This is a genomic window from Aneurinibacillus thermoaerophilus, from assembly GCF_019603355.1.
GTDB lineage: Bacteria > Bacillota > Bacilli > Aneurinibacillales > Aneurinibacillaceae > Aneurinibacillus > Aneurinibacillus thermoaerophilus.
Genome location: NZ_CP080764.1, coordinates 1,521,444 through 1,547,799, shown reverse-complemented (window position 1 = coordinate 1,547,799; position 26,356 = coordinate 1,521,444). Strand labels below are relative to the sequence as shown.

20 protein-coding genes and 1 pseudogene are annotated in these 26,356 nt (G+C 46.5%); 7 read left to right on the top strand and 14 right to left on the bottom strand.

Annotated elements, in window-relative coordinates; translation table 11 throughout:
* Nucleotides 1–5 precede the first annotated feature (5 nt).
* From K3F53_RS08130 to K3F53_RS08120, 3 genes and pseudogenes are all read left to right on the top strand, one after another.
* The gene (locus tag K3F53_RS08130; protein ID WP_057899031.1) at nucleotides 6–263 is read left to right on the top strand and encodes a hypothetical protein; all 258 of its coding nucleotides are present in this window, start codon (nucleotides 6–8) and stop codon (nucleotides 261–263) included.
* 895 nt (nucleotides 264–1,158) lie between these two features.
* Entirely contained in the window at nucleotides 1,159–2,628 is a 1,470-nt protein-coding gene (locus K3F53_RS08125) for a recombinase family protein (RefSeq protein WP_057899032.1), read from the top strand.
* 80 nt (nucleotides 2,629–2,708) lie between these two features.
* Nucleotides 2,709–3,140: pseudogene (locus K3F53_RS08120) on the top strand (glycosyl hydrolase family 18 protein); the annotation flags it as partial.
* An 83-nt stretch (nucleotides 3,141–3,223) separates the two neighbouring features.
* Here the strand turns inward: K3F53_RS08120 and K3F53_RS08115 are convergent.
* Nucleotides 3,224–4,348 (bottom strand): phosphodiester glycosidase family protein, encoded by a 1,125-nt coding sequence (locus tag K3F53_RS08115; protein ID WP_220560321.1) that lies wholly within the window; start codon nucleotides 4,346–4,348, stop codon nucleotides 3,224–3,226.
* Nucleotides 4,349–4,644: 296 nt separating this feature from the next.
* Here K3F53_RS08115 and K3F53_RS08110 point away from each other — a divergent pair, with 296 nt between their 5' ends.
* Complete coding sequence (locus K3F53_RS08110) at nucleotides 4,645–5,298, top strand: phosphatase PAP2 family protein (protein WP_057899035.1); 654 nt, start codon at nucleotides 4,645–4,647, stop codon at nucleotides 5,296–5,298.
* A 63-nt stretch (nucleotides 5,299–5,361) separates the two neighbouring features.
* On the opposite strand, the gene K3F53_RS08105 is transcribed toward K3F53_RS08110, so the two are convergent.
* The 4 genes from K3F53_RS08105 to nth all read right to left on the bottom strand — a co-directional run bounded on the left by K3F53_RS08105 (nucleotide 5,362) and on the right by nth (nucleotide 11,330).
* Entirely contained in the window at nucleotides 5,362–6,237 is an 876-nt protein-coding gene (locus K3F53_RS08105; protein WP_057899036.1) for a YitT family protein, read from the bottom strand.
* A gap of 108 nt (nucleotides 6,238–6,345) precedes the next feature.
* On the bottom strand, nucleotides 6,346–7,971 hold the full coding sequence (locus K3F53_RS08100) for an N-acetylmuramoyl-L-alanine amidase (protein ID WP_057899037.1): 1,626 nt from the start codon (nucleotides 7,969–7,971) through the stop codon (nucleotides 6,346–6,348).
* A gap of 236 nt (nucleotides 7,972–8,207) precedes the next feature.
* Nucleotides 8,208–10,022, bottom strand: a complete 1,815-nt coding sequence (gene pepF / locus K3F53_RS08095; RefSeq protein WP_220560839.1) for an oligoendopeptidase F — start codon at nucleotides 10,020–10,022, stop codon at nucleotides 8,208–8,210.
* Nucleotides 10,023–10,679: 657 nt separating this feature from the next.
* A complete protein-coding gene (gene nth, locus K3F53_RS08090; protein WP_057899038.1) occupies nucleotides 10,680–11,330 on the bottom strand; it encodes an endonuclease III in 651 nt (216 codons plus the stop codon).
* 116 nt (nucleotides 11,331–11,446) lie between these two features.
* Between nth and K3F53_RS08085 the strand changes: the two genes are divergently transcribed.
* Nucleotides 11,447–11,668 carry a hypothetical protein gene (locus tag K3F53_RS08085; RefSeq protein WP_057899039.1) on the top strand — a complete coding sequence of 74 codons (222 nt, stop codon included), beginning with the start codon at nucleotides 11,447–11,449 and terminating at the stop codon, nucleotides 11,666–11,668.
* A 341-nt stretch (nucleotides 11,669–12,009) separates the two neighbouring features.
* Here K3F53_RS08085 and K3F53_RS08080 read toward each other — a convergent pair whose 3' ends face one another.
* From K3F53_RS08080 to K3F53_RS08065, 4 genes are all read right to left on the bottom strand, one after another.
* On the bottom strand, nucleotides 12,010–13,527 hold the full coding sequence (locus tag K3F53_RS08080) for a fatty acid--CoA ligase family protein (RefSeq protein ID WP_220560313.1): 1,518 nt from the start codon (nucleotides 13,525–13,527) through the stop codon (nucleotides 12,010–12,012).
* Between the two features lie 200 nt (nucleotides 13,528–13,727).
* Nucleotides 13,728–15,524: an acyl-CoA dehydrogenase family protein gene (locus tag K3F53_RS08075; RefSeq protein WP_091259906.1), complete on the bottom strand. Its 1,797-nt coding sequence runs from the start codon at nucleotides 15,522–15,524 to the stop codon at nucleotides 13,728–13,730.
* A gap of 54 nt (nucleotides 15,525–15,578) precedes the next feature.
* Nucleotides 15,579–16,763 carry an acetyl-CoA C-acetyltransferase gene (locus tag K3F53_RS08070; RefSeq protein ID WP_057899042.1) on the bottom strand — a complete coding sequence of 395 codons (1,185 nt, stop codon included), beginning with the start codon at nucleotides 16,761–16,763 and terminating at the stop codon, nucleotides 15,579–15,581.
* Nucleotides 16,764–16,780: 17 nt separating this feature from the next.
* On the bottom strand, nucleotides 16,781–19,186 hold the full coding sequence (locus K3F53_RS08065; protein WP_057899043.1) for a 3-hydroxyacyl-CoA dehydrogenase/enoyl-CoA hydratase family protein: 2,406 nt from the start codon (nucleotides 19,184–19,186) through the stop codon (nucleotides 16,781–16,783).
* Between the two features lie 239 nt (nucleotides 19,187–19,425).
* On the opposite strand from K3F53_RS08065, the gene K3F53_RS08060 reads away from it, so the two are divergent.
* Together K3F53_RS08060 and K3F53_RS08055 are read left to right on the top strand one after the other, a co-directional pair.
* The gene (locus tag K3F53_RS08060; RefSeq protein WP_057899044.1) at nucleotides 19,426–19,617 is read left to right on the top strand and encodes a hypothetical protein; all 192 of its coding nucleotides are present in this window, start codon (nucleotides 19,426–19,428) and stop codon (nucleotides 19,615–19,617) included.
* 247 nt (nucleotides 19,618–19,864) lie between these two features.
* The gene (locus K3F53_RS08055) at nucleotides 19,865–20,035 is read left to right on the top strand and encodes a hypothetical protein (RefSeq protein ID WP_236781863.1); all 171 of its coding nucleotides are present in this window, start codon (nucleotides 19,865–19,867) and stop codon (nucleotides 20,033–20,035) included.
* A gap of 107 nt (nucleotides 20,036–20,142) precedes the next feature.
* Here K3F53_RS08055 and K3F53_RS19390 read toward each other — a convergent pair whose 3' ends face one another.
* The 5 genes from K3F53_RS19390 to K3F53_RS08030 all read right to left on the bottom strand — a co-directional run bounded on the left by K3F53_RS19390 (nucleotide 20,143) and on the right by K3F53_RS08030 (nucleotide 26,341).
* The gene (locus tag K3F53_RS19390; RefSeq protein ID WP_057899045.1) at nucleotides 20,143–20,712 is read right to left on the bottom strand and encodes an SEC-C metal-binding domain-containing protein; all 570 of its coding nucleotides are present in this window, start codon (nucleotides 20,710–20,712) and stop codon (nucleotides 20,143–20,145) included.
* Nucleotides 20,713–20,994: 282 nt separating this feature from the next.
* The gene (locus K3F53_RS08045; protein ID WP_156424058.1) at nucleotides 20,995–21,171 is read right to left on the bottom strand and encodes a hypothetical protein; all 177 of its coding nucleotides are present in this window, start codon (nucleotides 21,169–21,171) and stop codon (nucleotides 20,995–20,997) included.
* Between the two features lie 153 nt (nucleotides 21,172–21,324).
* The gene (locus K3F53_RS08040) at nucleotides 21,325–22,182 is read right to left on the bottom strand and encodes a CvfB family protein (protein WP_057899046.1); all 858 of its coding nucleotides are present in this window, start codon (nucleotides 22,180–22,182) and stop codon (nucleotides 21,325–21,327) included.
* A complete protein-coding gene (locus K3F53_RS08035) occupies nucleotides 22,179–24,308 on the bottom strand; it encodes an ATP-dependent helicase (RefSeq protein WP_057899047.1) in 2,130 nt (709 codons plus the stop codon). Before K3F53_RS08035 ends, K3F53_RS08040 begins: the two co-directional genes overlap by 4 nt.
* 497 nt (nucleotides 24,309–24,805) lie before the next feature.
* Nucleotides 24,806–26,341 (bottom strand): succinyl-CoA:acetate CoA-transferase ScpC, encoded by a 1,536-nt coding sequence (locus K3F53_RS08030; RefSeq protein WP_204244836.1) that lies wholly within the window; start codon nucleotides 26,339–26,341, stop codon nucleotides 24,806–24,808.
* Between the last annotated feature and the right edge of the window lie 15 nt (nucleotides 26,342–26,356).

Sequence of the window (26,356 nt, the reverse complement as noted above, 5' to 3'; positions counted from 1 at the left end):
CTCTTATGGATGAAACAAAAGTTTTACTGAACAAAATTATCGAACGTTTGGACGTACAAAGCGCCACGCTCGAACAACTTAAGATGGATGTAGCGCACATACAAGGTGATGTAACAGAACTAAAAGAGACACTACAAAAACACGATGATTTACTTGCTCGCCTTATTGAAGGGCAAGAACGCCAAGACAAAATCCTTGAATCGCTTGCTCTTCGCTCCCTGGAACAAGAAACCGAACTGCGCGAACTCAAGCGTATCAAGTAGCTATCATCTATTTGGTGACTTCCTTCCCTAGTTCAGCAAGATGCTGCTCGATGTTCATGCTCTCACCTTCTTTCAGGCTGATTTAGAGTTGTTTTTATTACCTTTTGGTAATGAAAATGTATAAGAAAATGCCTGTTCAAAGGTTATATTTTCACAATTTCTTAGGACACAGACAATAAACTTGCTACCAGGATTATGCTTACCATTAAGTATGCGATTTACGGTACGATGCGCTCCCCCGATTACTGTTGCAAAATCACTCTCTGATAACTCTTTTTCAGCAAGGTATTTTCTAAAAAACTCAATATTCGCCTTGATAATTTAGAAAAACAGAATAATTAACAGCTAGAATTGATGGCGACTTCCCTTGCTTTTTATTAAGAAGTCGTTTTTATTTACACCTTTGGGATGGAAAAATAAAACATTTCTGGAGGGGTTTACATATGGGGATTGAACATCAGGTGAATTGGTTGTTTGGATATTAAAGAACATTCTTTGGATAGGTGGATTCGGAGCAGCTATATATGGTGCATATCTTTGGTATCGGAATAAACAAAAAGGAATCAAATCTATAATTCCGTTACATTTGATTATATGGGGCTCATTATTGGCCGCTTCCTAGCCCATATTTAAAGATTTTTGGTTAGCACTATTCTCATTTACATTATTACTATTTCTATGGTCTATTCTTATGACGTGTTTTCATATGTTCAAAAAGAATCCAGCATAGAAGTTCAAAACGGCGGATCTGTTGAAATGTTTGATAATGAAGGGGAATCAGCCGAAGTTATTGCCGGGGGATAAGCCACCCTCAGGCTCTCTTTTTCGTCATAAAATAGAACATATATTCCTGTTATTAGCAAGTTTATCCACAATATTCACAGGAGGGATAGCATTGCGTACAGCGCTATATATAAGGGTCTCGACAGATGAACAAGCCAAAGAAGGATTCTCAATACCGGCTCAGAAGGAACGGCTGACTCAATACGTTCAATCACAGAACTGGGACATATTCGACCATTACATCGAAGAAGGTGTATCAGCAAAGGACACAAACCGCCCGGAGCTGCAACGCATGATGAGGGATATCAGGAACAAGAAAGTGGATATCGTTCTTGTCTACCGACTTGATCGTCTTACCCGATCTGTACTCGATCTCTATAAGCTGCTTCAGGAATTTGAAAAATATGAGGTAAAGTTTAAGTCAGCCACCGAGGTATACGATACAACAAGTGCCATAGGACGTTTATTTTTGACTCTTGTAGCTGCGTTAGCCCAATGGGAAAGAGAGAACCTGGCCGAGAGAGTGCGCTTCGGTATGGAGCAAATGGTGCGCCAAGAACGTCGTCCTGGTGGCCCTCCCCCATTTGGATTTGAACTGGTTGACCAAAAGCTTGTTATAAACGAAAAAGAAGCTTCTGTTGTGCGCTTTATCTATGACCGTTACCTGCAAGGGGCTGGTATGGCTTCCATTGCTGTAGAATGCAATCAACTAGGCTATCGAACAAAAAAAGGAAATGAGTTCAAACGCACAGCAATTTTTGATATTTTAAACAACCCTGCCTATTACGGCGCTCTGCGGTGGAATTACAAAGAATACGGAAATGGTGCTAAACTAAATGCTCCCGAAGACTGGATTTTACTTGAAGGGGTCTATCCGGCTATCATCGAAAAAGAAACATTCGAACATGCCCAGCTCATCATGCAACGAAAACGCCCGATGCATCCCCGTCAGATTGCCTCAACGTATGTTTTCTCCGGGCTTCTCCGCTGCGCTCGATGTGGAAGCTCTATGGTAGGTCATACGATTCGTAAAAAAAGTGGATATACGATTCGGCAATATTTATGTCAGAACGTAAAGTTCAAAAAATGCGACTGTCCCGCTCTAACCGACTACCTTGTTGAAGAGGCATTTGCAGAGAAGTTAGATGAAATCACCGACTCCTATTCGACTGTTGCCAAAACAACTCGAAAATCATCACACAAAAAAGAACGCTCCGAACATGATCGGCTAGAAGCTGAATTAAAGAAAATGAATGAACGACGTAAGCGACTACAAATTGCATTCTCTGAAGGATTAATCGAAATTGAAGAATTACGTGAGAGGATCGGGGAGCTACGCGAGCAAGAATCCAACATCAAGAAGAAATTTGAATCCTACACCGTTCAAAAAAAGTCACTATCTCAGGAAGAATTGATTGAGATTATTACGAACACCAGGCGCTTATGGCCATATGCCAGTCCAGAAGAGAAAAAGCATATGGTATACTTACTTGTGAAGCGAATGGTTGTAGACTTACCCGATGAACAGCGCAAAAACCGCAAGAATAAGAAAGTACAGATTGTGCAACTGGAATTTAACTGAACAGTCAAGAAGCCCCCACTTCAAGCGATAACTAAGTGGTGGATAGTTCACCTAACACAGAGCTAGAAATGCCTATGTTATGGAGCAGAGGCCCGCCACTTCCCGTTTCACCGATTGGCGAAGTTGAAAAAGTACTCCGGTTTGCCGTATCGCAAATTCCACCGAAAAAAATTATGATGGGCGTGAATTTATATGGCTACGACTGGACGCTACCGTATATGCCAGGAGGGGGCTGGGCGCGCAGTGTTAGCCCGCAACAAGCGCTAGAAATCGCACTCGCAAACAACGCCGCCATTCAGTATGACCAAAAAGCGCAAGCTCCATTCTTCCGTTACCGTGATACCCGCGGCAGAAACCATATCGTCTGGTTCGAAGACGCGCGCAGCATACAAGCACGCTATAAACTTGTAAGCCGCTTCGGCCTGCGCGGCGTCAGCTATTGGGTGCTCGGCAACGAATTCCCGCAAAACTGGCTGGTGCTCGAAGATATGTTTGTGATTAGAAAGTTGTAAAGACCTTCATAAGAAAAACTCGCGGGCCAATCCCTCGCGAGTTTTTCAGTGCCTATATCATAATTGCTTTCCAACCTTTTATCTTACGAATACTTTTCTTTTCGCGCTTGATAAGCCACGCTTCCGCCATTCTCAAGCACGGGGTTAGATACAATAAACGCGTTCGGCATCGGCTTTTCTCCAACCATGCCGGAAGGGTTAGTAATAATTTTCCCCCGATAATACATACTGGACGAGGAACCGCCATCCAAATTCACCGCGTTAACGGCACCGCGTTTCAGGAGTTCTTCTTGCACATCCTTCAATGTTGCACCAAAGCTGTGAATCGCCCGCCCATCAATGACGAGGAACATGACAGTGCCGTCCGCTTTCTGCGCGATTGCTGTGCGGGGCGCCACTCCCCAGCCACCATCGCCTTCCGTAATCATCGGTTTTCCGTTTACAATCAGGCGCGGCAGAAAACTCACCGCTTCCTGCACGCCCAGCTTTTTCATCTCATCATACGTGTAACGACCGCTAATCAGCACGCCATCTTTTGTAAATCCAACAATGTCGTGTTTTGCTTTTTCATCACCAATCACTTTCTTACCTTTGCTCACCACGATGCCAAGCGGGTGCATAATTCTCTCTACACCTTCAAACTCCGGCCCTGTCATATCTTCCATCCGATCCGTCAAAAAGAATCCGCCGCCATTGATCGCGGCCAGCGCGTTCTCGCGCGTCGCCATGTTGCTGACTTTCTCTCCTCCCGGACTATGGCTGGCTACAACATGAATATAGCGCGGATCTTTAATATACATAATTTTTCCAACATACGTCTCCCCCCGGATATCTTCCACATGGATAAGCGAAGAAGGCGTGATCCGGTGGGAAGGATTTGGGGGAGCTACCTTTACCAAACTCATGTCCTGCTTCACAAGATGGTTCGCTGCCGCCTGCCTACGAAAATTTTCCTTAATCTTCTCCACACCGCTTGATCCTACAAGCAGCCATGTATACTTTGTCTGTTTCGATGTATATACCGCTTCTGCGACAATCTCCCGTACTTTTGTGCCTTGCGGCGTAAAGTAAAACCATCCAAGCGCGAGAGAGAGAATCGCAAAGAATATCCATAACACCCATGCCACCGCACGAAGCCAGTGCCGCGTCGGCTTCTCATTCAAAGATAGTGGTGCTACTGTGGTCGCAGACATTTCGTTCTGGTTCATTTGCTCCATCCTTTTTGGAGTAGGAAATAACACGCTTCGTCTCCCTTTCTCTCTTTATATTCTGCCATGATTATACTGTCTGCCAATCTATATCTTATCTCATTTTCACGCAAAAACAAGCGCCCTAGGCTATATAATTTTGACTGAATTCTATTTTTTAAAGCGGATACGCTCTGTTCTAGAAGCAAAAGCTTGCATCGCATTCAAGCATCATATAAAATAACTACCATTAACAACAACGTTTTAGATATGTGTTATGTTTCATAAACCTTATTACCAAAATACAGGTGGTATATATGGAATCTATTCTTTCCCTTGACCAGCAGTTGTTCTACTGGATTAATGTCCGGTTGAATATTCCTTCGCTTGACTGGTTCATGATTTTCGCCACCCGCATCAGTGACAAAGGGCTCTTCTGGTTTCTTATTGTTCTCATTCTGTTGCTCAATCGCCGCCGTGTCGGCGGAATTCGTCCGGCAGCCACACTATTTACCGGAATTGGAATTGGCGGCGTAGTGGAAAACATTATAAAATTTATAGTCGCACGGCCCAGGCCACCGATGGCAGAGGAACATATCAATCATCTCATCCATTTGCCGGTTTCGTCTTCGTTTCCGTCCGGTCACGCAGTGTCCTCTTTTGTTTCGATGTATATCCTGTACCGGTTATTTCCGAAATCCATCGTCTGGACGCTACCGTGCGCAGTCATTATGTCCTATTCGCGGATATATGTTGGAGTGCATTATCCACTCGACATTATTGTAGGTGCCATTATCGGCATCGCTGTTGGCAAGCTTACAATGAAACTGCCGATTATGGCTATCGCCCATAAGCTTTTATCCCGGATCCCTGGCGCCCGTCGATACATTTTGTCAGCTGATGAAATAATACCCAAAAATATTCCGACCGAAACACCTTCCACCCTGGAACCAAGAGAAAAACAATTATAAAAAACAAAAAAGAGTGAAACCGTCGCGTCCGCTCTTTTTTGTCTGTCTTTCTGCTTTCTATGCCTACTGGTTTGGCGTCTGGATATGCCTGCGTGCAGGGGAGGGAAAGCTAAATCCTTCTCCCTGTACTTCTTTCGCCTCAAACGCAAGGATAAACGCGCGATTGTCTATCTTTTCAATGATCTGGCGCAATTTGTCCATCTCATACAACTGCACAACCACCAGCAATACTTCTCCTTCACGGCGCGAGTATCCGCCCATGGAATGCAACATGGTCACCCCGCGCACCAACTGTTTATGAATTTCTTGCGTAATCTCTTCCGGCTTATTCGAAATAATAATGACACTGCGCTGTTTCTGAAAGCCGGACAAAAGCAGATCGACCACACGCGCGCTGACGTATACAGCCACAACGGTCAACATCGCCCGCTCAACACCAACAACGACTCCGGAAATAGCAATAATCGTAAAATCAATGCCAAACAAAAATTTCCCTAAATCAATTCGCTTGAATTTATGCTGTAGGACGCGCGCAATAATATCGCCTCCGCCGGACGTACCGCCCACGCGGAAAATCAACCCAAGCCCAGTGCCCGCAATAATTCCCCCGTACAACGGTGCCAAAATCACATTCTGTAGCGGCGGCACCTGCCACGACGATGTCACATCAATTAAAATGGAGGTCATAAGCATCCCATATGCACTCCGCAGCAAAAAACCTTTGCCAAGCACAATGTACCCAAGAATGAAGATAGGAATATTGATTAAAATGATCAACAAACCAACAGGCGTATGAACTGTGTAGTGTAATAACAGGGAAATCCCCGTTACACCGCCCTGCGCCAGCTTGTTAGTAACAAAAAACAAATTTACTGCAATGGAATATAAAAAGCTTCCTAACGCGATAAATAAAAAAGAGCGAATACGCTGCCATACCATCTATGTCCATTGCTCCTTCCACATGTGTTTTTTCTCATCTTAGAAAATTAGACAAAAAAAAGAAAGGCCCTTCTTTATCTTGAAAAAAGCCTTTCTTTTTATAATATTTTAATGATGCTTGTTGTAATACTCGATAATAGCGGCTGCCAATGCTTCCCCTACGCGCTTCTGAAACTCGGGCTCAAGCATTTTTTTGTTTTCCGCGGCATTGGTCAAAAACCCAACTTCAACGAGCGCGGACGGCATGTTTGTATTCTTGATAACATAAAAGTTTGCCGTACGCAACCCGCGATTATAAAATTCCGTTGCTTCGATCAAATGCTTGTGAACAATCGAAGCAAATTCTTTGCTCTGCGGCGTTCTGTAATACGTTTCTGTTCCATTTGCGCTCGAGGTAGCCGAATTCGCGTGGAACGATAGAAATACATCCGCTTTCAGGTTATTTGCTAGCTGAACGCGCTCCTGCAACGTTGGATACGTATCGCCAGAACGTGTCATCACAACTTTAAAATTTTTGTGCTGCTTCAAGCTCGCTTCCGTTGCCTTGGCGATTGACAGTACGAGCGACTTTTCCGGATTTCCCGCTGTTCCTATGGCACCGGAATCTTTCCCACCATGTCCCGGATCCAGCACAATGACAAACGGTTTCGCTGCGTCCGGTTTGTCCGGCTGCGGAGCAGGCGTAGGAGGCGGCGTCGGCTTGGCTTCTTTCAGCACAACTTTCGTTACGCCTTCGCTTGCGATAATCTCATAGTTATGCGGCTCGAACAACTGTACAACAACGCGCACCCTGTCCGGAGACAGGCTATACTGGCTATAGCGTACGCTTTCCACTTTCGCTGAAGTTACAAACGCATCAAACCCTTCCTTTAGCCGCGCATGATTAAAGTCGATGACAATACGGTACGGATTGGACAACGTAAAATGGCTGTACGTCATCTTCCCTTCTGATTCGATGCTGATGCCATCATCCGTCCGGGAAATACCCGTAATGTATTGTAGCTTGTCCAATGTGCATGCGGTTTTTTCTTCGTTCCAATCGGCTTTTGCTCCAATTACTTGTGAAAGAAATTCTGGAGTAACAGCAAAGGTACCGTCAATCAGGCGGTATCCGTTCGACTGTGCAGCCGAAGCCTGCCCGATCGTGTACTTCTCTGCTCCTTGCTCAAGAATCACTTTCTTTGCCTCTGTTTTTACCTCGTAACCAAGCGGCTTCGCCACATCATTTACCTTGACAAAGTGACCGTAAGGCAGTTGGTAAACAGGCGCCTGCGTCAAGGGATTGCCGTTTACGGCGATCGTTTTCTTGTTATTGATAATCACCGTATTGGACGCGGCGTCCCACCCAACGGTCGCTCCTAGCCACTCACCGATCTGGCGCAGCGGCAAAAAGGCGCGGTCTTTGACAATCATAGGCGCTACTTCAAGTGTCATTGCCTTCCCATTTACGTAGGCGGTTTTTTTGCCAGGTTGCATCCTAATTACTTTTCCAGCCCGATTATCAATCGTTACCGTACCTGTTTGTCTGTCCCACTCTACCTTGGCACCGTACGCCTCCCCCGCAAAATAAATCGGAACCATCGTACGTTTGTTGATGATTTGCGGAGGAACGTCAGGCTTGACCTCTTTTCCATTGACGACAAGCGTCATCGCCGAAGCTGCCTGCACTGCCGCGGGCACCACCCAGCCAGCCAACAATAAAAATATCCAAAGCAGCCATCTTATTTTTCTCATTCTTTCTCGCTCCCTTACCTTCTCTAAGTTGCCAGTGACACATCTCCTTTCCGATGGAACGTCCGCACTTTTCTTGGAACAAGCTCAGCCAATAGTTTAGACGCAAAAAAACATGAATGGTTTTCCTACAATAGGACCATTTTTCATAGCTAACCAATTATTACAAGGGAACGAGGCGTTATCTTGTATCCTGCGCTTTTCAAAAAAATATCCCCGCAATCTGCGGGGATGCAGGCTTACACGTATGTAGCTAATTCTTCCATCTCGTCTAGCAGGCGCGCAAATACTTTAAGCGCCTCAACAACAGGTTTCGGCGACGCCATATCGACTCCCGCCTTACGCAGCAATTCAATCGGATAATCGGAGCCGCCGCTCTTCAAGAATGTAAGATACCTTTCTACCGCCGGCGCTCCTTCATGCAAAATTTGCTGTGACAGCGCCGTGGCCGCCGAAAATCCGGTCGCGTACTGGTATACATAGAACTCGTTGTAGAAATGCGGAATACGTGCCCATTCCATATTAATGTCCTCATCTACAACCATATCCGGGCCATAGTAATCAACGTTCAAGTCGTAATAGAGGCCACACAACGTGTCCGGCGTTAGCGGCTCTCCTGCTTCCACCCTTTCGTGAATCGTTTTCTCGAATTCAGCAAACATTGTCTGGCGGTACACGGTTCCACGAAACTGTTCAAGATAATAATTTACAAGATACATTTTTTGGCGTGGGTCTTCCGTAGTTTTCAACATATAATCCATAAGCAACGATTCATTAAGCGTAGATGCGACTTCCGCCACAAAAATTTTGTACTGCGCATCCAGATAGGGCTGATGTTTATCACTGTAATAACTATGAAGAGCATGACCCATTTCATGCGCCAACGTAAACAAATTGTTGACGTTGTTCTGATAATTCATAAGCACAAACGGGTGCGTGCCATACGCGCCCCACGAATATGCGCCACTCGTTTTTCCTTCGTTTTCGTATACATCAATCCACCCAGAGGAGAACGCTTCGTCCAGCACACGACGGTAATCGTCGCCGAGCGGCGCCAACCCTTCTTTGACAAGGCGAACCGCTTCTTCATACGGAATGTTCATCTTCACTTCTTTCACCATCGGCACATACAAGTCATACATATGCAGTTCGTCAACACCAAGCAATTTCTTGCGCAACGAAACGTATCGATGCATGGCCGGCAGATTGTCGCGCACCGCCTGAATCAGATTGGTATACACTTCTACCGGGATGTTATCGCTATCAAGCGCAGCCGCCAGCGCTGATGGATATTTGCGAATGCGCGCATAAAACACGTCTTTTTTGACGCTAGCATTCAATGTTGCGGCGAGCGTGTTTTTCTGCTTACGGTACGTATCGTACATCGCTTTGAAGGCATCTTGCCGCACGCGGCGATCGTAACTCTCTATAAAATGAATATAGCGCCCATGCGTAAGTTGCACCTCTTCCCCGTTCTCATTCTTAATGTTTGGAAACACCATGTCAGCATTGTTAATCATGCCGAAAATCGTTTGCGGCGCCTGCGCAAGCTCGCCAACTTGGGCGATGACTTGTTCTTCCTGCGCGCTTAAAACATGCTCCTTTTGCCGTTTGATTTCATTCAGATAAAAACGGTATTTTGAAAGCCGCTCATCTGCTATGTAGCTGTCCAATTTTTCGTCCGGCATGCTTAAAATTTCTGGCACGAGGAATGACACAGCGCTTGAAACACGAATGCTGAGTGAAGATGCGCGATCGGTCAGGGCCTGATATTTCGTGTTCGTATTGTCTTCATCACGGCGCATGCGCGCATATACATAGACCCGTTCCATGGCAAGTCCAAGCTCTTCGTACGTTTTCATGCATTCAGCGATTACACTGGGAGCTTCGGAGAGCTTTCCCTGGTACGTTTCAATTTTTTCAATCAGTTCCTGGACTTTTTTATACTCTTGTTCCCAAGCCTCATCTGTCGGAAAAATGCTTTCCAATTTCCACTTAAATTCAGGCTTTATTTCTGAACGCTTCGGGATCGTTTTTTGTGAAGTTTGTTCCATTGTCTGGTGCGGCAACAACCGCTTCCCCCTTTCGTTGGCTTATATTCCTTCTTCTTTTTATCATTTCGTATGGTGGGAAAAGAATTCCTGCTTCTTATTATACTTTACCATATTTGTATATATGTTAGTCTTCGGAGTTATTCACCGCGCCTAAACGACGAAGCGGCCGGTCTGTCGCAACCGGCCGCTCTTCCTTACGGAAAATCAGGCAGTGTAATCTTCGATGTTTCCGTCTATGCTATGATCATCGCTATATGTCTCACAAGCAATTTCCCGGCAATCCAAACATTCGACACGATTTTTCTCCCAGGAAGCCAGCTCTCTACCGCAAGAAATACATACATCCATGAAATGCATCAGACATTCCCCTTTCTTACATAGTGTTATTTGAATCATTATTTAATGAGAAAACAAGGCAGATAACAAAAAGGCCAGTCATATCGTAAGCGTAAAATCAGCTGCGATATAACTGGCCGGTCTCGCTTTGTCCTCCCTGGTTCATGCCCAGGGTTCAGTCGATCCCTCAGTTTTTAAAAAATGTGTAAGAGTATAGCATCACTGTAGGTGAAAGGGCAAACTTTCACTGAGCGACACCGGGTTAATTATATTTAAATTATATCCCACTGCCACTCAATTATCAATATTTTTTAATTAATTTCACAATTTTGTTTTCATCCTTTTCTTTCCTTCCCTGCATATATCCAGCAGCGGACAAATTTCACACTGCGGATTAACAGCCTTGCAATGATATCTTCCAAAGAAAATCATCCGGTGATGGGTGATAGACCATTCCTCGCGCGGTACTTTTTTCATTAGCGCTTCTTCCACCTGCAACGGAGTATCTTTCCAGCGCGCAATGCCAAGCCGCTTTGAAACACGCTCCACATGCGTATCGACCGCAATTGCCGGCACACCGAACGCAGTGGAAGCAACCACGTTCGCGGTTTTCCGGCCAACTCCCGGCAATTTCATCAGTTCGTCACGATCTTGCGGCACTTCACAATCATACTCTTCTATCAGCATGCGACACAGCTTTTGAATGTTTTTCGCTTTGTTGCGGTATAATCCGATGCTGCGAATGTCCTGTTCCAACTCTTCAAGCGGCACAGACAAATAGTCTTCCGGCGTTTTGTATTTCGCGAACAAGTGAGGCGTGACTTTATTAACAAGCGCATCTGTGCACTGTGCCGACAAAACGACGGCAATCGTCAATTCAAACGGATTTGTGTGGTTTAATTCGCAATGAGCGTCTGGAAACATCTCAGCAAATGTGTCAAGAATGCGACGCATTTGAGTTTTCGTAATCAACAGCATTCACCTTTTACATAAAATTTGTACGACACTAGGGTAGCAGTTGCAATTTGTCCAGTCAATGGATACACTGAAATGAGTATACGTAAAATGAAGAAAGGTATGAGACGGAAATGACAAAAAAGCACGTGGTTTATAAAGAGGACAAGTGGAATATGATTACAGCGGAAGTGGAGGGCGCACGAATTGTTGTGCGGGAAATTTCCACAGAATGGGGCGAAGATACATACGTGCTTAATGGCCGTCCTGAACTTATCGACTGGGCTGAAAAGCACTTTACACCCGATAAATACAAAAACGCCGCAGACATTATCGCCAAACTCAAAGACATATAATACAGACGACCTTGTTTGCTGGGTCTACACCAAGCTCTGTGCTTGCCAGGGAAAAAGGAGGGGAAGCATCCGCCATTTCTTCCATCGCACCTTTTTTATCTTTCTGCCCGATACTGAAACGCACAAAAGCGAAACAGCGACCTTAGACTGTCTCTACCATTGACTTTACTCAAATGCTTTGCAAATCCCGCTTTCGGTGAAAAGGTGCAGATAGAAGACCCTCTTTGGCAGAAAAATAACGTAAGCACTGGAAGAAAAGACGGATGTTTTATCCTGCATTTTGATTTATCAACACGTACGATGTGATGCATCCTGTTAAGAACATGCTTTAGTGTTGAGCTTTATTGGTTCAATACTTTGTCGCGCAATGCGCGGCGCAAAATTTTACCTGTTGTATTCTTTGGAAGTTCGTCAATGAAGATGATTTTGTCCGGTATTTTGTATTTGGCAAGGAACTTGCGACAATGTGTCTTAAGCTCTTCTTCAGTTAGCGAACCATCTCTTACCACTACATAGGCTTGTGGCGTTTCACCGAGCTTTTCGTCCGGCACGCCAATGACCGCAGCTTCCACCACTTTCGGATGTTCGTACAGCACTTCTTCCACTTCCCGTGGATATACATTGTAGCCGCCCACAATAATCATGTCTTTTTTCCGATCGACAATAAAAATGTAGCCGTCTTCATCCATATATGCTATATCTCCGGTGTACAGCCAACCGTCTCTAATGGTACGCGCTGTTTCTTCCGGCATATTCAAATACCCCTTCATTACATTCGGTCCACGAACAATCAATTCACCCACCTGGCCACGCTCCACTTCTACACCTTCCGCATCGACGATTTTGTTTTCTACGCCTGGAATATTCACGCCAATAGAACCGGGCTTACGCACGCCGTGTACCGGATTAAACGCCGTCGCTGGCGCCGCTTCCGATAACCCGTATCCTTCAGAAATTACCTTGTTGAATTTCTTCTCAAAACTGTGCAGCAACGCCACAGGCAGCGACGCGCCTCCGGAAATGCAGAAGCGGAGCGACGCTAGATCGTCTGGAACAATGGAAGGCGTCTGCATAATAAAATTATACATCGTTGGAACGCCAGCAAAAACAGTAGCCTGCTGTTCCCGGATGGTTGCGGCGACCTCTACCGGACTGAATTTCGGCAAAATTATCATTGTCGCGCCAAGCGCCACCGGCCCATTCATGCACACCGTCATGCAAAACACGTGAAACATCGGCAGCACCGTTACAAATCGGTCATTCGCCGTCACACCAAGATACTTGGCGAGCGAATCAGCATTGGATGCCATGTTGCGCTGCGTAAGCATGGCTCCCTTCGGTTGGCCGGTCGTGCCTGACGTATAAAGAATAACCGCAAGATCGTCTTCCGTAATGTCCGGCCGTCGCCATCCTTCACTTGAATGCGCTATCATTTTTTCAAATGCAGACGTCCACTCGTGCTCCGATTCGCCGCCTACTAACACAACTTCCTGCAAATTCGGTAGCGTCTGTTTCACCTTCTCAAACGTGGGCAATAAAGACGCAATCGCTATCGCTACCTTGGCCCGACTGTCATGCAAAATATACAAAATTTCTTTCCAGGTATAAATCGGATTGATCGGCACAACCGCTGCACCCGTCAGCAATATACCGTAATAAGAAATTAAAAAGTGAGGAGAATTTCCTAAAAGCAATGCCACATGATCGCCTTTCCCCACTCCTTTTTTTGAAAGATAACCTGCCACGTTCCTAGCTTGCCGATACAGTTCGTCGTAAGTTGCCTGCATTCCCTGAAACATATATGCCGTCCGGTTTGCATGTTCCCGCGCGCTGCGTTCAATATTGTCCACCAACGTCATTTCTGTACACCCCTTATCCCTTAATTTCTACCAAGAACCAACACGTCCTTCCAACCGCAAGACCAAATAGAAAAATAAGAGAGAAAAAGCAGGAGCAGGAGAAAGAAAAAGGTGTACACCTTTTTCTTTCCGTTTCCAGCCTCCAGCTTTCCCCCTACTTTTTATGGGGAATAATGGAATCTATCAACCAGCCCTGTTTCTTACTTTACACCTGTGGTATATTGACCTGCTTCCAGAATGCGTTTAGCAATGCTACGTTTTAATGCGAAGGTATTCATCGGTTGCATACGCATTAACTTTTTGACAATGGAAAGCTGCGTGCGGAGCGTATCGCCTTCGCTTATCGCCGCCAGCGCTTCTTTGGCCCATTTATCAAGATCGCCCCACACTTCCTGAAAATAGGCACGTGTCATGTCAATCTGCATTTGCGCAGCAGCTTCTCCTTTACGTGCGGCCGTCTTCTTCGCGCGCAAGAGCGCTGACTCGAGCGCATAAATCGTAATCATCATGTTGGACAAGTTTTCAAGAATTTCTTGTTCCTGTTCGATTTTTTGCATATATTTTTGCACGGCGGCGCCACCCACCATCAAAAACAGCTTTTTTACGGACTCCAGCATTTTGCTTTCTGTTTCTAAAAGTTCCGTTGACTCGGAAAGATCCATCGATGGAATGTATCCAGTCAGTTCTTTTTGCAGCGTCTGCAATTTTTCCATAAGCGGTAAACGGCCCTGCATCGCACGTTTTAAGAGAGTTCCCGGAATAAGCAGGCGATTGACTTCGTTCGTTCCTTCAAAAATGCGATTAATGCGGGAATCACGGTAAATTTGCTCAATTTTGTATTCAGAAATATAACCATATCCGCCGTGAATTTGCACACCTTCGTCCGCCACGAAATCGAGCGCTTCAGAACCGAATACTTTAACGATAGAGTATTCGATGGCGTGTTCCTCAATCGCTTTGGCCGCTTCGTCAAAAATATAGTTTTCAAGATTCAAATACTGAGTGGCTGCCTCCAGATAGCCGCCGGTTCGGTACGTGATGCTTTCATTTACATATGTGCGAATGGCCATATCGGCCAGCTTGTTTTGAATAAGCGGGAAGTTCGCAAGCTCCGTTTTAAACTGCTTGCGTTCCTTCGCATACTGAGCCGCAAGCTCAATCGCCCATTTGGATGCGCCAACCGCACCAATGCCGAGCTTATAGCGGCCAATATTGAGAATATTAAACGCAATTTTGTGTCCCTTACCGATTTCGCCAAGCACGTTCTCTATCGGCACTTCTACATTATCAAGAATAAGGGGACGAGTAGATGAGCCTTTGATGCCCATTTTTTTCTCTTCCGGACCGGTGCTGACGCCGAGAAAATCTTTTTCCACAATAAATGCGGTAAATTTCTCGCCGTCCACTTTCGCATAAACGATAAAAATATCCGCAAAACCAGCATTCGTAATAAACTGCTTCGTTCCGTTCAAAATGTAATGAGTGCCCGCTTGATTAAGCACCGCCGTTGTCTTGGCGGAAAGCGCATCGGAACCAGAGGACGGCTCAGTCAAGCAATAGGCCGCGATTTTTTCTCCTGTCGCGAGCGATGGCAAATATTTCGCTTTTTGCTCGGGCGTACCGAAGAATACGATCGGCAACGTACCGATGCCGACATGAGCGCCGTGACTCAGCGAGAACGAGCCGCCGCGCACCATGTTTTCGCCAATCAGGCTAGAGCTGATTTTATCAAGCGCGGCCCCGCCATACACTTCCGGAATGTCCGCGCCGAGCAAGCCAAGCTCTCCAGCCTGACGCAGCAACTTTACCGTTAGCTCATAATTCAACTTTTCGATTTCTTCCGCTTTTGGCACCACTTCACCCTCGATAAAATCGCGCGTCATGCGCGCAATCATTCGCTGTTCTTCATTGAAATCCTCCGGCGTAAATATCGTTTGAAAATCTGCTTCTTCCAGAATAAACTGCCCGCCTTTCGGCATCGTTTCCTGTATGCTCATATCTAAAACCTCCCAATATAAATCTATATAAATCTGATTTGATCTATTCAACTTCTATTGCTTCACAAATTCAAAAACGCCAGCCGCACCCATACCTCCGCCGATGCACATCGAAACAACGCCATACTTCGCATTTCTACGCGCAGCTTCATAAAGCATAGTCACAGTTAATTTCGTGCCCGAGCATCCCAGCGGATGACCGAGCGCGATAGCGCCACCGTTCACATTCACTTTGCTCTCATCAATGTTTAAATGGCGGATGACCTGGATTGCTTGGGACGCAAACGCTTCGTTGATTTCAAACAAATCAACCTGATCCTGCGTAATACCAGCCAGCTTCAATGCTTTCGGAATCGCGGTGATCGGACCGACGCCCATAATTTCCGGATCTACACCACCAACAGCAAAAGAACGGAAAACCGCCATCGGCTTAAGCTCAAGTTCTTCCGCTTTCTCCCTCGACATGACGATCACCGCCGCCGCACCGTCGCTCGTCTGAGATGCGTTCCCTGCCGTGACGCTGCCACCGATGCGGAACGGGGAGCGCAAGCGGGCTAGCGCTTCCATATTCGTATCCGGCCGCACGCCCTCGTCCGTGTCAAAAATGAACTCGCGCAATTGAAGTTTACCTTTGGCATCCAATTGCTTTTCCCTTACCGTTAAAGGAATGATTTCATCTTTAAACTTACCTTCTCTAATCGCAGCTGCGGCCTTGGCGTGGCTTGCTACTGCGAACCGATCCTGCTCTTCACGGCTAATGCCGAACCGCTCGGCCACATTTTCCGCCGTATGGCCCATGCTGATGTAAATCTCCGGATATTTCTCCACGATTTCCGGGTGCGGCGCCAACTTGTAGCCTGTCATCGGAACGTGACTCATGCTTTCCACCCCGCCTGCAATCACCACATCGGCAAAGCCACACATAATTTTCTCTGCCGCGATAGCAATCGATTGCAGACCGGAAGAGCAAAAACGATTAATCGTGAACGCCGGAACCGTGGTCGGCAAACCAGCATACACGGAAATAATGCGAGCGATATTTAAGCCCTGCTCCCCTTCCGGCATCGCGCAACCAATAACTACGTCGTCAATCATCCCCGGTTCGAGACCGGGGGCGCGACGTACCGCCTCTTTTATCACCGCCGCACCTAAGTCTTCCGGACGCGTGTTTTTAAGCGTTCCCTTCGGCGCTTTGCCGACGGCCGTCCGCACAGCTGATACAATGACCGCTTCTCTCATTTTTTCTTTCCCCCTCCCTAATTGCGCAGTGGTTTTCCCTTTACAAGCATATGGTGCATTCTTTCCTGGCTTTTCGGCTCACCGCACAGGCTTAAAAATGCTTCGCGCTCAAGATCGAGCAAATATTGCTCCGTCACGTACGTATTCCGATTCACGTCGCCACCCGCTAGCACATGCGCCAGTTTACTCGCAATTTTCATATCGTGGTCGCTGATATAGCCACCCTGGCGCATCGTGTAAGCGGCAAGCTCAAGCACCGCCTTTCCATCGGCACCGACGACGCGAATCTTTTCCTGGCGCGGTGGCGTGTATCCTGCCATATCAAGCGCCAGCACGGCTTGTTTGGCATCATACAACAGATGATCGCGATTCATGGAAACGGCATCGCCACGGCGCAGGAAACCGAGCTCACGCGCTTCTTCCGCGCTGGTAGACACCTTCGCCAGCGCGATCGTTTCAAACGCTTTGTTGACAAACGGCTGCAAATCGGCTTTCGGATCAACCTCCTCCGCCGCTTTCGTAGCACGTATCAGCGTTTCCTTTGTGCCTCCGCCGCCCGGAATAAGGCCAACTCCGACTTCGACGAGCCCCATATAAACTTCCGCTGCTGCCTGAATTTTGTCAGCCGGCAAGCACACTTCGACACCACCGCCCAGCGTCATGCCGAACGGAGCCGCCACGATCGGCTTCCTGGAATACTTGATCGCCAGCGATGCCTGCTGAAAGCGGTGAATAAGATAATTAATGTCATCCCAGTTATCATCCTGCGCTTCCATCAACACCATCATCAGGTTCGCGCCGACGCAAAAATTTTTCGCTTCATTACCGATGACCATCCCGCGGTAATTTTTTTCAACCTCAGCCAACGATTTATACAACATCTCGATGATGTCAAAACCGATGGCGTTGTTCGGCGAATGAAATTCGAGGCAGGCTACTTCATCTCCAATATCGATGAGACTCGCTCCCGGATTCGACAGAATCGGTTTCGCTTTTTTCTTGTATTCAACAAGCCTCAGCCATTCGCGCGCCCGTTCTTCTTCTTTCAACTCACCAGTCAGCGTATGGTAATACGCCACACCATTTTCTTTCTCATAGAACGAAGTCTTTCCTTTGGCGAGCATCTCTTCTACCCAGTGCGGGATGATTTCACCTTCTTGCTTCATCCGCGCCACCGATTCTTGAACTCCGATGGCGTCCCATGTCTCAAACGGGCCAAGTTCCCAGTTAAATCCCCACCTCATCGCGCGATCCACGCTGACGATATCGTCCGCGATTTCCGGAAGTTTCGCTGCGGAATAAAGCAGCACTTTTTTCAGCACGTTCCAGACAAACCGACCTTCTTTGGAAGGGCTATATACAAGCGTTTTCAAACGCTTCTCCAGCCCGCCCGCCGCTTTCGCCTGCTCAATGGCGGCAAGCTTGACCTTCTTCATCGGCGTATAAGTAAACTCACGGTAATTAAGAGACAATATTTCACGACCAGACTCCGTTTTTTTCTTCTGGTAGAAGCCCTGACCTGTCTTGTCGCCCAGCCAGCGTTTTTCCACCATTTTGCTCATGGTCTCCGGCACGACAAATGCCGCTTTTTCCTGTTCATCCGCTACATTCTTATGCACGTTGGCCGCTACATGAACAAATGTGTCAATCCCGACCATATCAAGCGTGCGAAAGGTAGCGCTCTTCGGACGTCCAATTACCGTACCGGTCATCGCGTCCACCTCTTCCACACTAAAACCTTCCTTTTTCATCTCTTCAAACGTGATCAAAAGGCCATACGTACCGATGCGATTGGCAATAAAGTTCGGCGTGTCTTTCGCCACCACAACGCCCTTGCCGAGCACACGCTCCCCGAAACGTTTCATGAAAGAGAGCACATTCTCATCCGTATCGTTGCCCGGAATGATTTCCAAGAGCTTCATATAGCGCGGCGGGTTAAAGAAATGCGTACCTAGAAAATGACGGCGGAACGCTTCGCTCCGTCCTTCGATCATCTTATTAATGGATACGCCTGATGTATTCGAACTGACAATTGTCCCCTCTGTCCAGTTTTGCTCGACCTTTTCCCACAGCTTTTGCTTAATATCAAGATTCTCTACAACCGCTTCGACAATCCAATCCATCTCTTTTAGGCGGAACAGGTCATCTTCCAAATTGCCTGGAATTATCCATTCGCCATTCCGCTTAACAAACAACGGAGCAGGCTTCGCTTTCAGCAATCGTTCTTTGGCTTCAATCGCAATCCGATTACGCACCGCAGGATGTTCCAGCGTAAGCCCTTTCTTCTCTTCCTGATCTGTAAGCTTGGTTGGCACAATATCCAACAGATAGGTTTGAATACCTGCATTCGCCAAGTGTGCGGCGATCGCAGCACCCATGACACCTGCTCCAAGCACTGCGGCTTTTTGAATGCTCCTTTCCATCGTATAGCCTCCCTTTTCGTTATGTATTGAATGAATATTCATTCATATATCCAGAAATAAAAAGATTATATTAATAATAAATCTTCTGATTATTATTGTAGTATACGATTCAAAAAAATTCCACCCTATTTTTTTCAAAAAATACATTCTTTTTCGATAGTATATTTTTGACAGATAAGCCGCGCTCCCGGTATAGTTAATATAGTAGCTACTATAAAAAGCGTGAAAGGAGTTCAAGCATGACCGGACATGTTCTTATCCTATTTTTGTCGATCGCGGCTCTTATGTCCTTTATTCTTATTATTCTCGGCCTTCTGCCTCAACCGGAAAAAGGCAACCAGCGCCAATTCAGCCTGACCGTGTGGGGACTTGTGCTCGCCGTTGTTACCGTTGTGCTCTATTATCTTGAACCGACCCTGTTGCCGGCATAAACAAAGCAAGAAATAATAAAAAAAGGGCTGTCTCCATAGCCATTATGTTCTTACCTTGATGGCTATGGAGACTCTTTTGTGTATTCATGCAAACCCACAGACAGGACGCAAACGGCACAAAACATGGCGAAATACTTTCGGCTCATATGCTCGTTCCAAATTTGTATATGTGCGAACGGAAAAGAGTTTTTTTTTGTACCCTTCTGGAAACAATAGGACTGAAACTTTGGAAAGAGAGGTGCGGCCTGTGAATCTGTTTGTTTGGATCGTCGTAATTTTTGCAGCTCATCTGGCAATGTATTATGCGCTCGGTACGCCAAGCTGGATCGCTACTTCCTTACTTGCCACGTTCGTCTGGACGATTGTGTTGCTTATAGGAAACGCCTTTTTGAAACAAAGACAAAAAGAGCGTACCTAATTCACAAAATCTAAGACAATAACAAGAAATTCAGCCTATTGTTCTAGAAATAAGAAAAACTCGCCCAAACGCGCAGGGCGAGTTTTTCTATTTTACGCTCCGTAGCCTTACGAAACTGTAACGAATTTTCCTTTGATATACGTATATTCAATTCCTTTTTCAAGACAGCATTTCTTGTATTTCTTGCCGCTACCGCATGGACACAAATCATTGCGCCCTAACTTCGTCGTTTTTTTGCGCTTGCTTTTGCGCGGTGCCGCTTTTTGCTCTGTGGCAAACTCCGCCTTTCCCCTCTGCGCTTGTGCTGTGGCTGGCGGTTCCGGCTTCATCTTCACTGCCTGCAAGTTTTTATCCATGTTTGCTACATCGACTTTTTCCGCCAGAATGTCGCGAATTTTCGCTTTCGCTTCATCAGCAAATCCTTCTTGTTCATGATATCCTTTTGATGTATACCCAGCGGCGTTCTCGTTCTTTTCCGAGCACCACGCATAGTGCGATTCCAATGAATCTTTCAGCCATTCACTATAAAATGTATCAATCACGTCTGCTTCGCTCGTAAAGCCAGAAAAATCACCTTTATGTTTATCAAGGAAAACGTCGGCGTACTTTTTCATCGAGAGCGTGAGGCTGCGCTTTTCTCCGCTGGTCATCTCTTTGTATGTACGAATAAGAATCACCCCTACTCTACTTCAAATACTGACCATATCTTATTATTTTACTAACTCTTATCCTAAAGGAAAAGAAAATAAAACAAAGAAAAACAATTATAAATTATCTAAATTATTTATTTTTAACCACAAAAATAAAAACCCCCGCCTGCGTGGTGGGGATTTTTCGCCCATTTTTTTCTCTGCCTTATCCCGACTCTTGCAATTAACAGCAAACAACAACATGCTTTATTCTGCTTACGAAGATCTGAGCGAGATCGTTTCGCCCGTTTCGCCCGGCACACAAGTCCGCTAGTTTGCCCACTTTTCCTCTGTATTCATTTCTTGCGCAATGCGCACTCCCGGAGAGCCTTTTTGGGCGATTTCTTTTGCAAATATACGCGCTTCTTCTAGCGTTTTAAATGCTTCCGCATGCTTGACATTCGCGGAACCAAACAAAGAAATCGTCTCATATACCACGTAGTACATAAACCCACTCTCCTTTATGTTTTACATTTACAAATAAATAGTAATAATTTATATATTATACCCTGAACACCCAATTTTAAAACCAATTTTGTAAAAATGTGCGTAAAAATAAGAAAAAATACACCGGACCCTTTTCGCGTCCGGTGCTATCTCTTACTTTTGCTCCGTTAAAATTGTCCACCCGTCCTCCTGGTACGCACGCCTTTCCTTCATGAGCTTACCAAGCGCACGTTTAAAAGCGGCTTTGCTAATGCCGAATTTCATCTTAATAACATCCGGGGCGGTTTTATCCGTATACGGCATCCGTCCTCCTCGTTCTTTTAAATAGCCGTAAATCATCTCCGCATCTTGGCTATAGCTTACTTCCTTGCGTCGCCTCGTCGTTATGTTCAGGCGGCCATCATCCCGCACTTTTGCAACGCGTCCGCTCACCCGCTGGCCAAGGCGCAGCGGTTCATCTGCTTCATCCTTATGGATAAATGCTAGATGCTGACCTTCCGTCAACAAAAATGCGCCAATCGCAATCGTTTTATATATGTAACCGGTAATATCTTTATTTGCTAAGTCTCTGGTCGCCGGTTCGGCAACTTGCGCTAGGTCTTCTTCCCGGCCCAGTACGGCCAACATCCTCCCCTGTCTGTCATGTTCTAATTGAACATACACCCGGTCGCCAGGGCGAGGCCATCTGCTTTTTGCCACCGGAAGTTGATCCGCCGGCAAAAGCAATTCTTTCTGTATCCCGTTATCCAAAAATACGCCGATCCGGGAAGCATCTTTTACTTCCAGCCAACCAAATTCGCCAAGCACTATATACGGTTTGCACCGGGTTGCCGCTAACCGATCTTGATGGTCATGGTACAAGAACACCTCCACCTCGGCTCCAACTTCCCATTCCTTCTCCGCTTCCCTCTCGTGAAGCAGCACATCTTGTCCATCCACTGATAAAAAATAGCCGAACGATGCCCGTCGTTCCACTCTTGCTGTAACAATCGTTCCCGCTTCCACTTTCACTGTTTGTTTCCTCCTTCATCTGTTACGTATGTGACCACAGCCTTTGACGCCGCTCGAAACGCCTCCAGCAGAAAAGGCGAAAGCGTGGCAGGTTTGCCGCGAAAATACCGTGGTGAACTAATATACAGTTCTCGCTTTGCTCGCGTCACAGCCACATACATCAGCCGCCTTTCTTCTTCCATCGCTTCTTCTGTTCTTTCCCCGTTTTTCTTATGCAGCCAAAAATCCGGCTTCTCATCCGGATCGACCGCAATGCTGTGTGGAAGCACTCCGTCGATGGCTCCAAGCAAAATCACAACCGGATATTCCAGCCCCTTGGCGGCATGAATCGTTTGCAGCGTAAGCCCCAACCCGGATTCACTTTGTTGGCGCCGCGTTTCCTTACGCGCGATCACCGTATCCACATAGGCGAGAAAATCTGCTACCGTCGCAAACGGTTTAACTGCTTCCTCCAATTCATACAGATCGTCGCGCAACAGTTCTTTATGATATGTAATCGCGCCGTTCTGCTCACTCCCAAGAAATTTGTCGTATCCTCCTCCGGCTTCGCTGCGAACTTCCCGCACTGCTTGCAATGGATTCAACTTGGCGATACTTTTCAACCAGTCCACCTGTTCATTTAACCGCCTGCGCTGGAACAAAGGAAGCGCTTCAAGGTACCGCAACGCTTCAAGATAAGACACGCCGCGCTGGATTGCAATGACCTGAATCTCTTTCATATAACGTGCCTTGCTAATATAAAGACAAGGCAAAATGCCCTCAAGTGCTGTCTCATTGTACGGATCAAGCGAAAGGCGCATAAAATCAAGCACAGGCCGAATGGTAGACAACTCATAAAACGTTGGATCGTCCCGATACGTCGTAAATGGAATGTTGCTTAAAAGCAACTTTTCATACAGTGTACGCGCTGTGCTATTCGTACGATATAGCACGGCAATATCACTGTATTCATACTCCCCAGACGAAACAAGCTTTTCAATCAGCATAAGCACCTGCTCCGCTTCCTTTTCCACCGAACGCGCGGCAAAATAAATCGGCAGGCCTGTCCCGGTAGGCAACACTTTCAATTGTTTCTCAAAGCGGCGCCTGTTGTGACGAATAATTTCATTGCCAAGGCCAACCACGCCTGCGGGAGAACGATAATTAATATCAAGCGTGATACGCGTACAATCCGAATATTCGTCCGGGAAACGCAAAATAATGGATGGCTCAGCGCCGCGAAAACCATAAATGGCCTGATCCGGGTCGCCGACAACGCACAAATTGGACTGCTTCGCCAACATGCGAATCATTTCATATTGTGCAATATTCGTATCCTGATATTCATCTACCATGATATACGCCATGCGGCGGCGCAATGCGGTTAAATAATTCGGATGGGCACGCAACGTTTCAATGCAGCCAGTGATTAAATCTTCATAATCAATCAGATGGTTATCACGCTTGTATGCTTCATAACGCTCAAGCACGCGACGTGCGTCATCCTTAAGTCCTTCCACTTCTTCCACCGCCCATGTACCGCCTACCAACAACAAATTGTTTTTTAAATACGCCAATAAAGCAAGCAACGTCTCCGGTTCATACTGCTCGCCCGTAGCCAACTCTTTCGTAATCTGTTCGATGAGAAATTCTTTCTGTTTCTCACTCATGATGCGGGGTGGAACATCCAGTTTATGGAAGTAAATTGTTCGTGCCAGCGAGTGGAAAGTGCCGGTAATCATCTGCTTCACCATTGCCAGGGTTACGCCCGGAATCGTCGCAAGCCGTTCCTTCATCTGCCGGGCAGCATGGCGGGTAAACGTGACAAGCACAATGTTTTGCGGTGGAACTCGCTTGACAAGCAACAAATAGGCGGTACGACATGTCAGCACGGTCGTTTTTCCGCTTCCGGCACCCGCATTAATCAGCACTGGCCCATCTACGGCGCGAACTGCCTGAATCTGTGGTTCATTGAGCCGGATGCCGATTCTTTCAAGCGCACGAAAAAAAAACGCATCTGGCTCCCCGTCCGCAACCACTTGTTCAGAGGTCAGTCCATCTGTCGTCTCTGCCTGCGGGATGGCGCAGGCCGCACTTATCCCACGGGGCAGGTTCCCCATCTCACACATCTCATCTTGTTGATTCATAATATAAATCAAACTCCCATTATGCGTAACTCCTTTTCCACTATACAGGAAATCAAAGCAAAAAGAAAAGAAAAAACCCAAAAATAATGAAACTGTAAAAAGGCGATAAATACCAAGTAGCTTCTATATCTTTATAAAATAATAAAGAAAGCGCTTCCTTCATGTGACATACTTACCGCATAAGGGAATGGAATAGGAGGAAATGTCAAAGAAACAAGCAATAAAGATTTCGCAAATTTTAGATAAAGGAGAGATGGACATCGAGAAAAAAGAAAAACCTCACATAATGGTTCCTGTGCGTTGTTCGACGCTTTGGAAACTCTGTTCCCATATCTACGTATACATGAGACAGCTATTCAGACGTACAAATACTAAATAAAGAGCAACCTTGGGCTGAAATGACCCCTGTCTGCTTGACAGGGGTCATTTCAGCCCAAGGTTGCTCTTCTTTATATCGTAAACTCTCCACTCCGTTTTTAACATTTTTTGTATATTTTTTATTTTATGCCAACTTCCACCGCTGTTTCTTCACTTTTCTCCTCCAGCATCGTGCCTTCTTTCTGATAGCGGATATGCCAAGAGAAGGCTTTTTCCAGTACATGCGGCGTTTGTCCCCCACGCTGGCACGCTTCTTCAAAATAGGCACGAAGCTGGGGACGATAATCAGGATGCGCACAGTTTTCAATAATGAGACGTGCGCGTTCGCGCGGGGAAAGTCCGCGCAGATCGGCGATCCCCTGCTCGGTTACGATAATATCGACATCGTGCTCCGTGTGGTCAACGTGAGATACAAACGGCACGATACTTGAAATAGTGCCACCTTTTGCCACCGATTTTGTGACAAAAATGCCAAGGCGGGCATTGCGCGCAAAATCTCCTGAACCACCGATACCGTTCATCATATTCGTCCCCATCACATGAGTTGAATTCACATTTCCATAGATATCCACTTCCAGTGCCGTATTAATCGCAATCAGACCGAGACGGCGAATAATCTCCGGATGGTTGGAAATTTCCTGCGGACGCAGCACTAGACGCTCTTTGTATTTTTCAAAATTAGGCAACACCTGCTTCGTTTTCTGCGGCGAAAGCGTAATCGAACAGCCAGACGCAAAGCGAATTTTTCCTGCGTCCAGCAGATCAAATACCGCATCCTGCAATACTTCCGAATATACCTCCAAATCCGTAAATTCGGAAGTAAGGAATCCATGAAATACCGCATTTGCCACGGAACCAATACCAGATTGCAACGGCGCCAGTGTCTTTGGAAGACGGCCTGCTTTCACTTCACCCCGCAAAAATGCGATAAGGTGTTCCGCCATAACGGCAGTCTCTTCATCCGGCTGCACAATAGGCGAAGTTGTATCCAGCTCGTCTGTAATAACAATTCCCCTGATTTTTTCCAGCGGCACCGGTATTGCCTGCGTGCCAAGGCGCTGGTCAACACCGGTCAGCGGAATCGGCTGGCGCTTGCCCTGCGGCCCGACATCATACAAATCATGAACACCCTCAAGGGCCAGTGGCTGCGCCAGATTCAATTCAACAATCACTTCCTTCGCCTTCTCCACAAAAATACAGGAATTGCCGACAGAAGTCGTAGGCACAATATACCCTTCCTCTGTCACCGCAACCGCTTCCACAATTGCGATATCGATAGCGCCCAGCGCGCCCGCGCGCACCTGTTCCGCCGTATGGGATAAGTGCTGATCAATATATAGCAACTCTCCACTATTGATTTTGCTTCTCATTCGCTTCTCAGCCTGAAACGGAAGACGGCGATGAATAATACCAGCCTCAGCCATAACACCATCTACTTCCGAACCGATGGAAGCGCCGGTATATACATTAATTTTAAAGGATTCGCCACTTTTCTTTACCCGTTCTACAAGCGCGCGCGGGACGGCTTTCGCATCGCCCGCCTGCGTAAATCCGCTAAGTCCTACGGTCATTCCGTTTTGAATCCAGGTTGCCGCTTCCTGTGGGGTGACCAAGCGTTGTTGCAGTGTTTTATTGCGTAAACGTTTTTCCAGCATGATTACCGCCCCTTT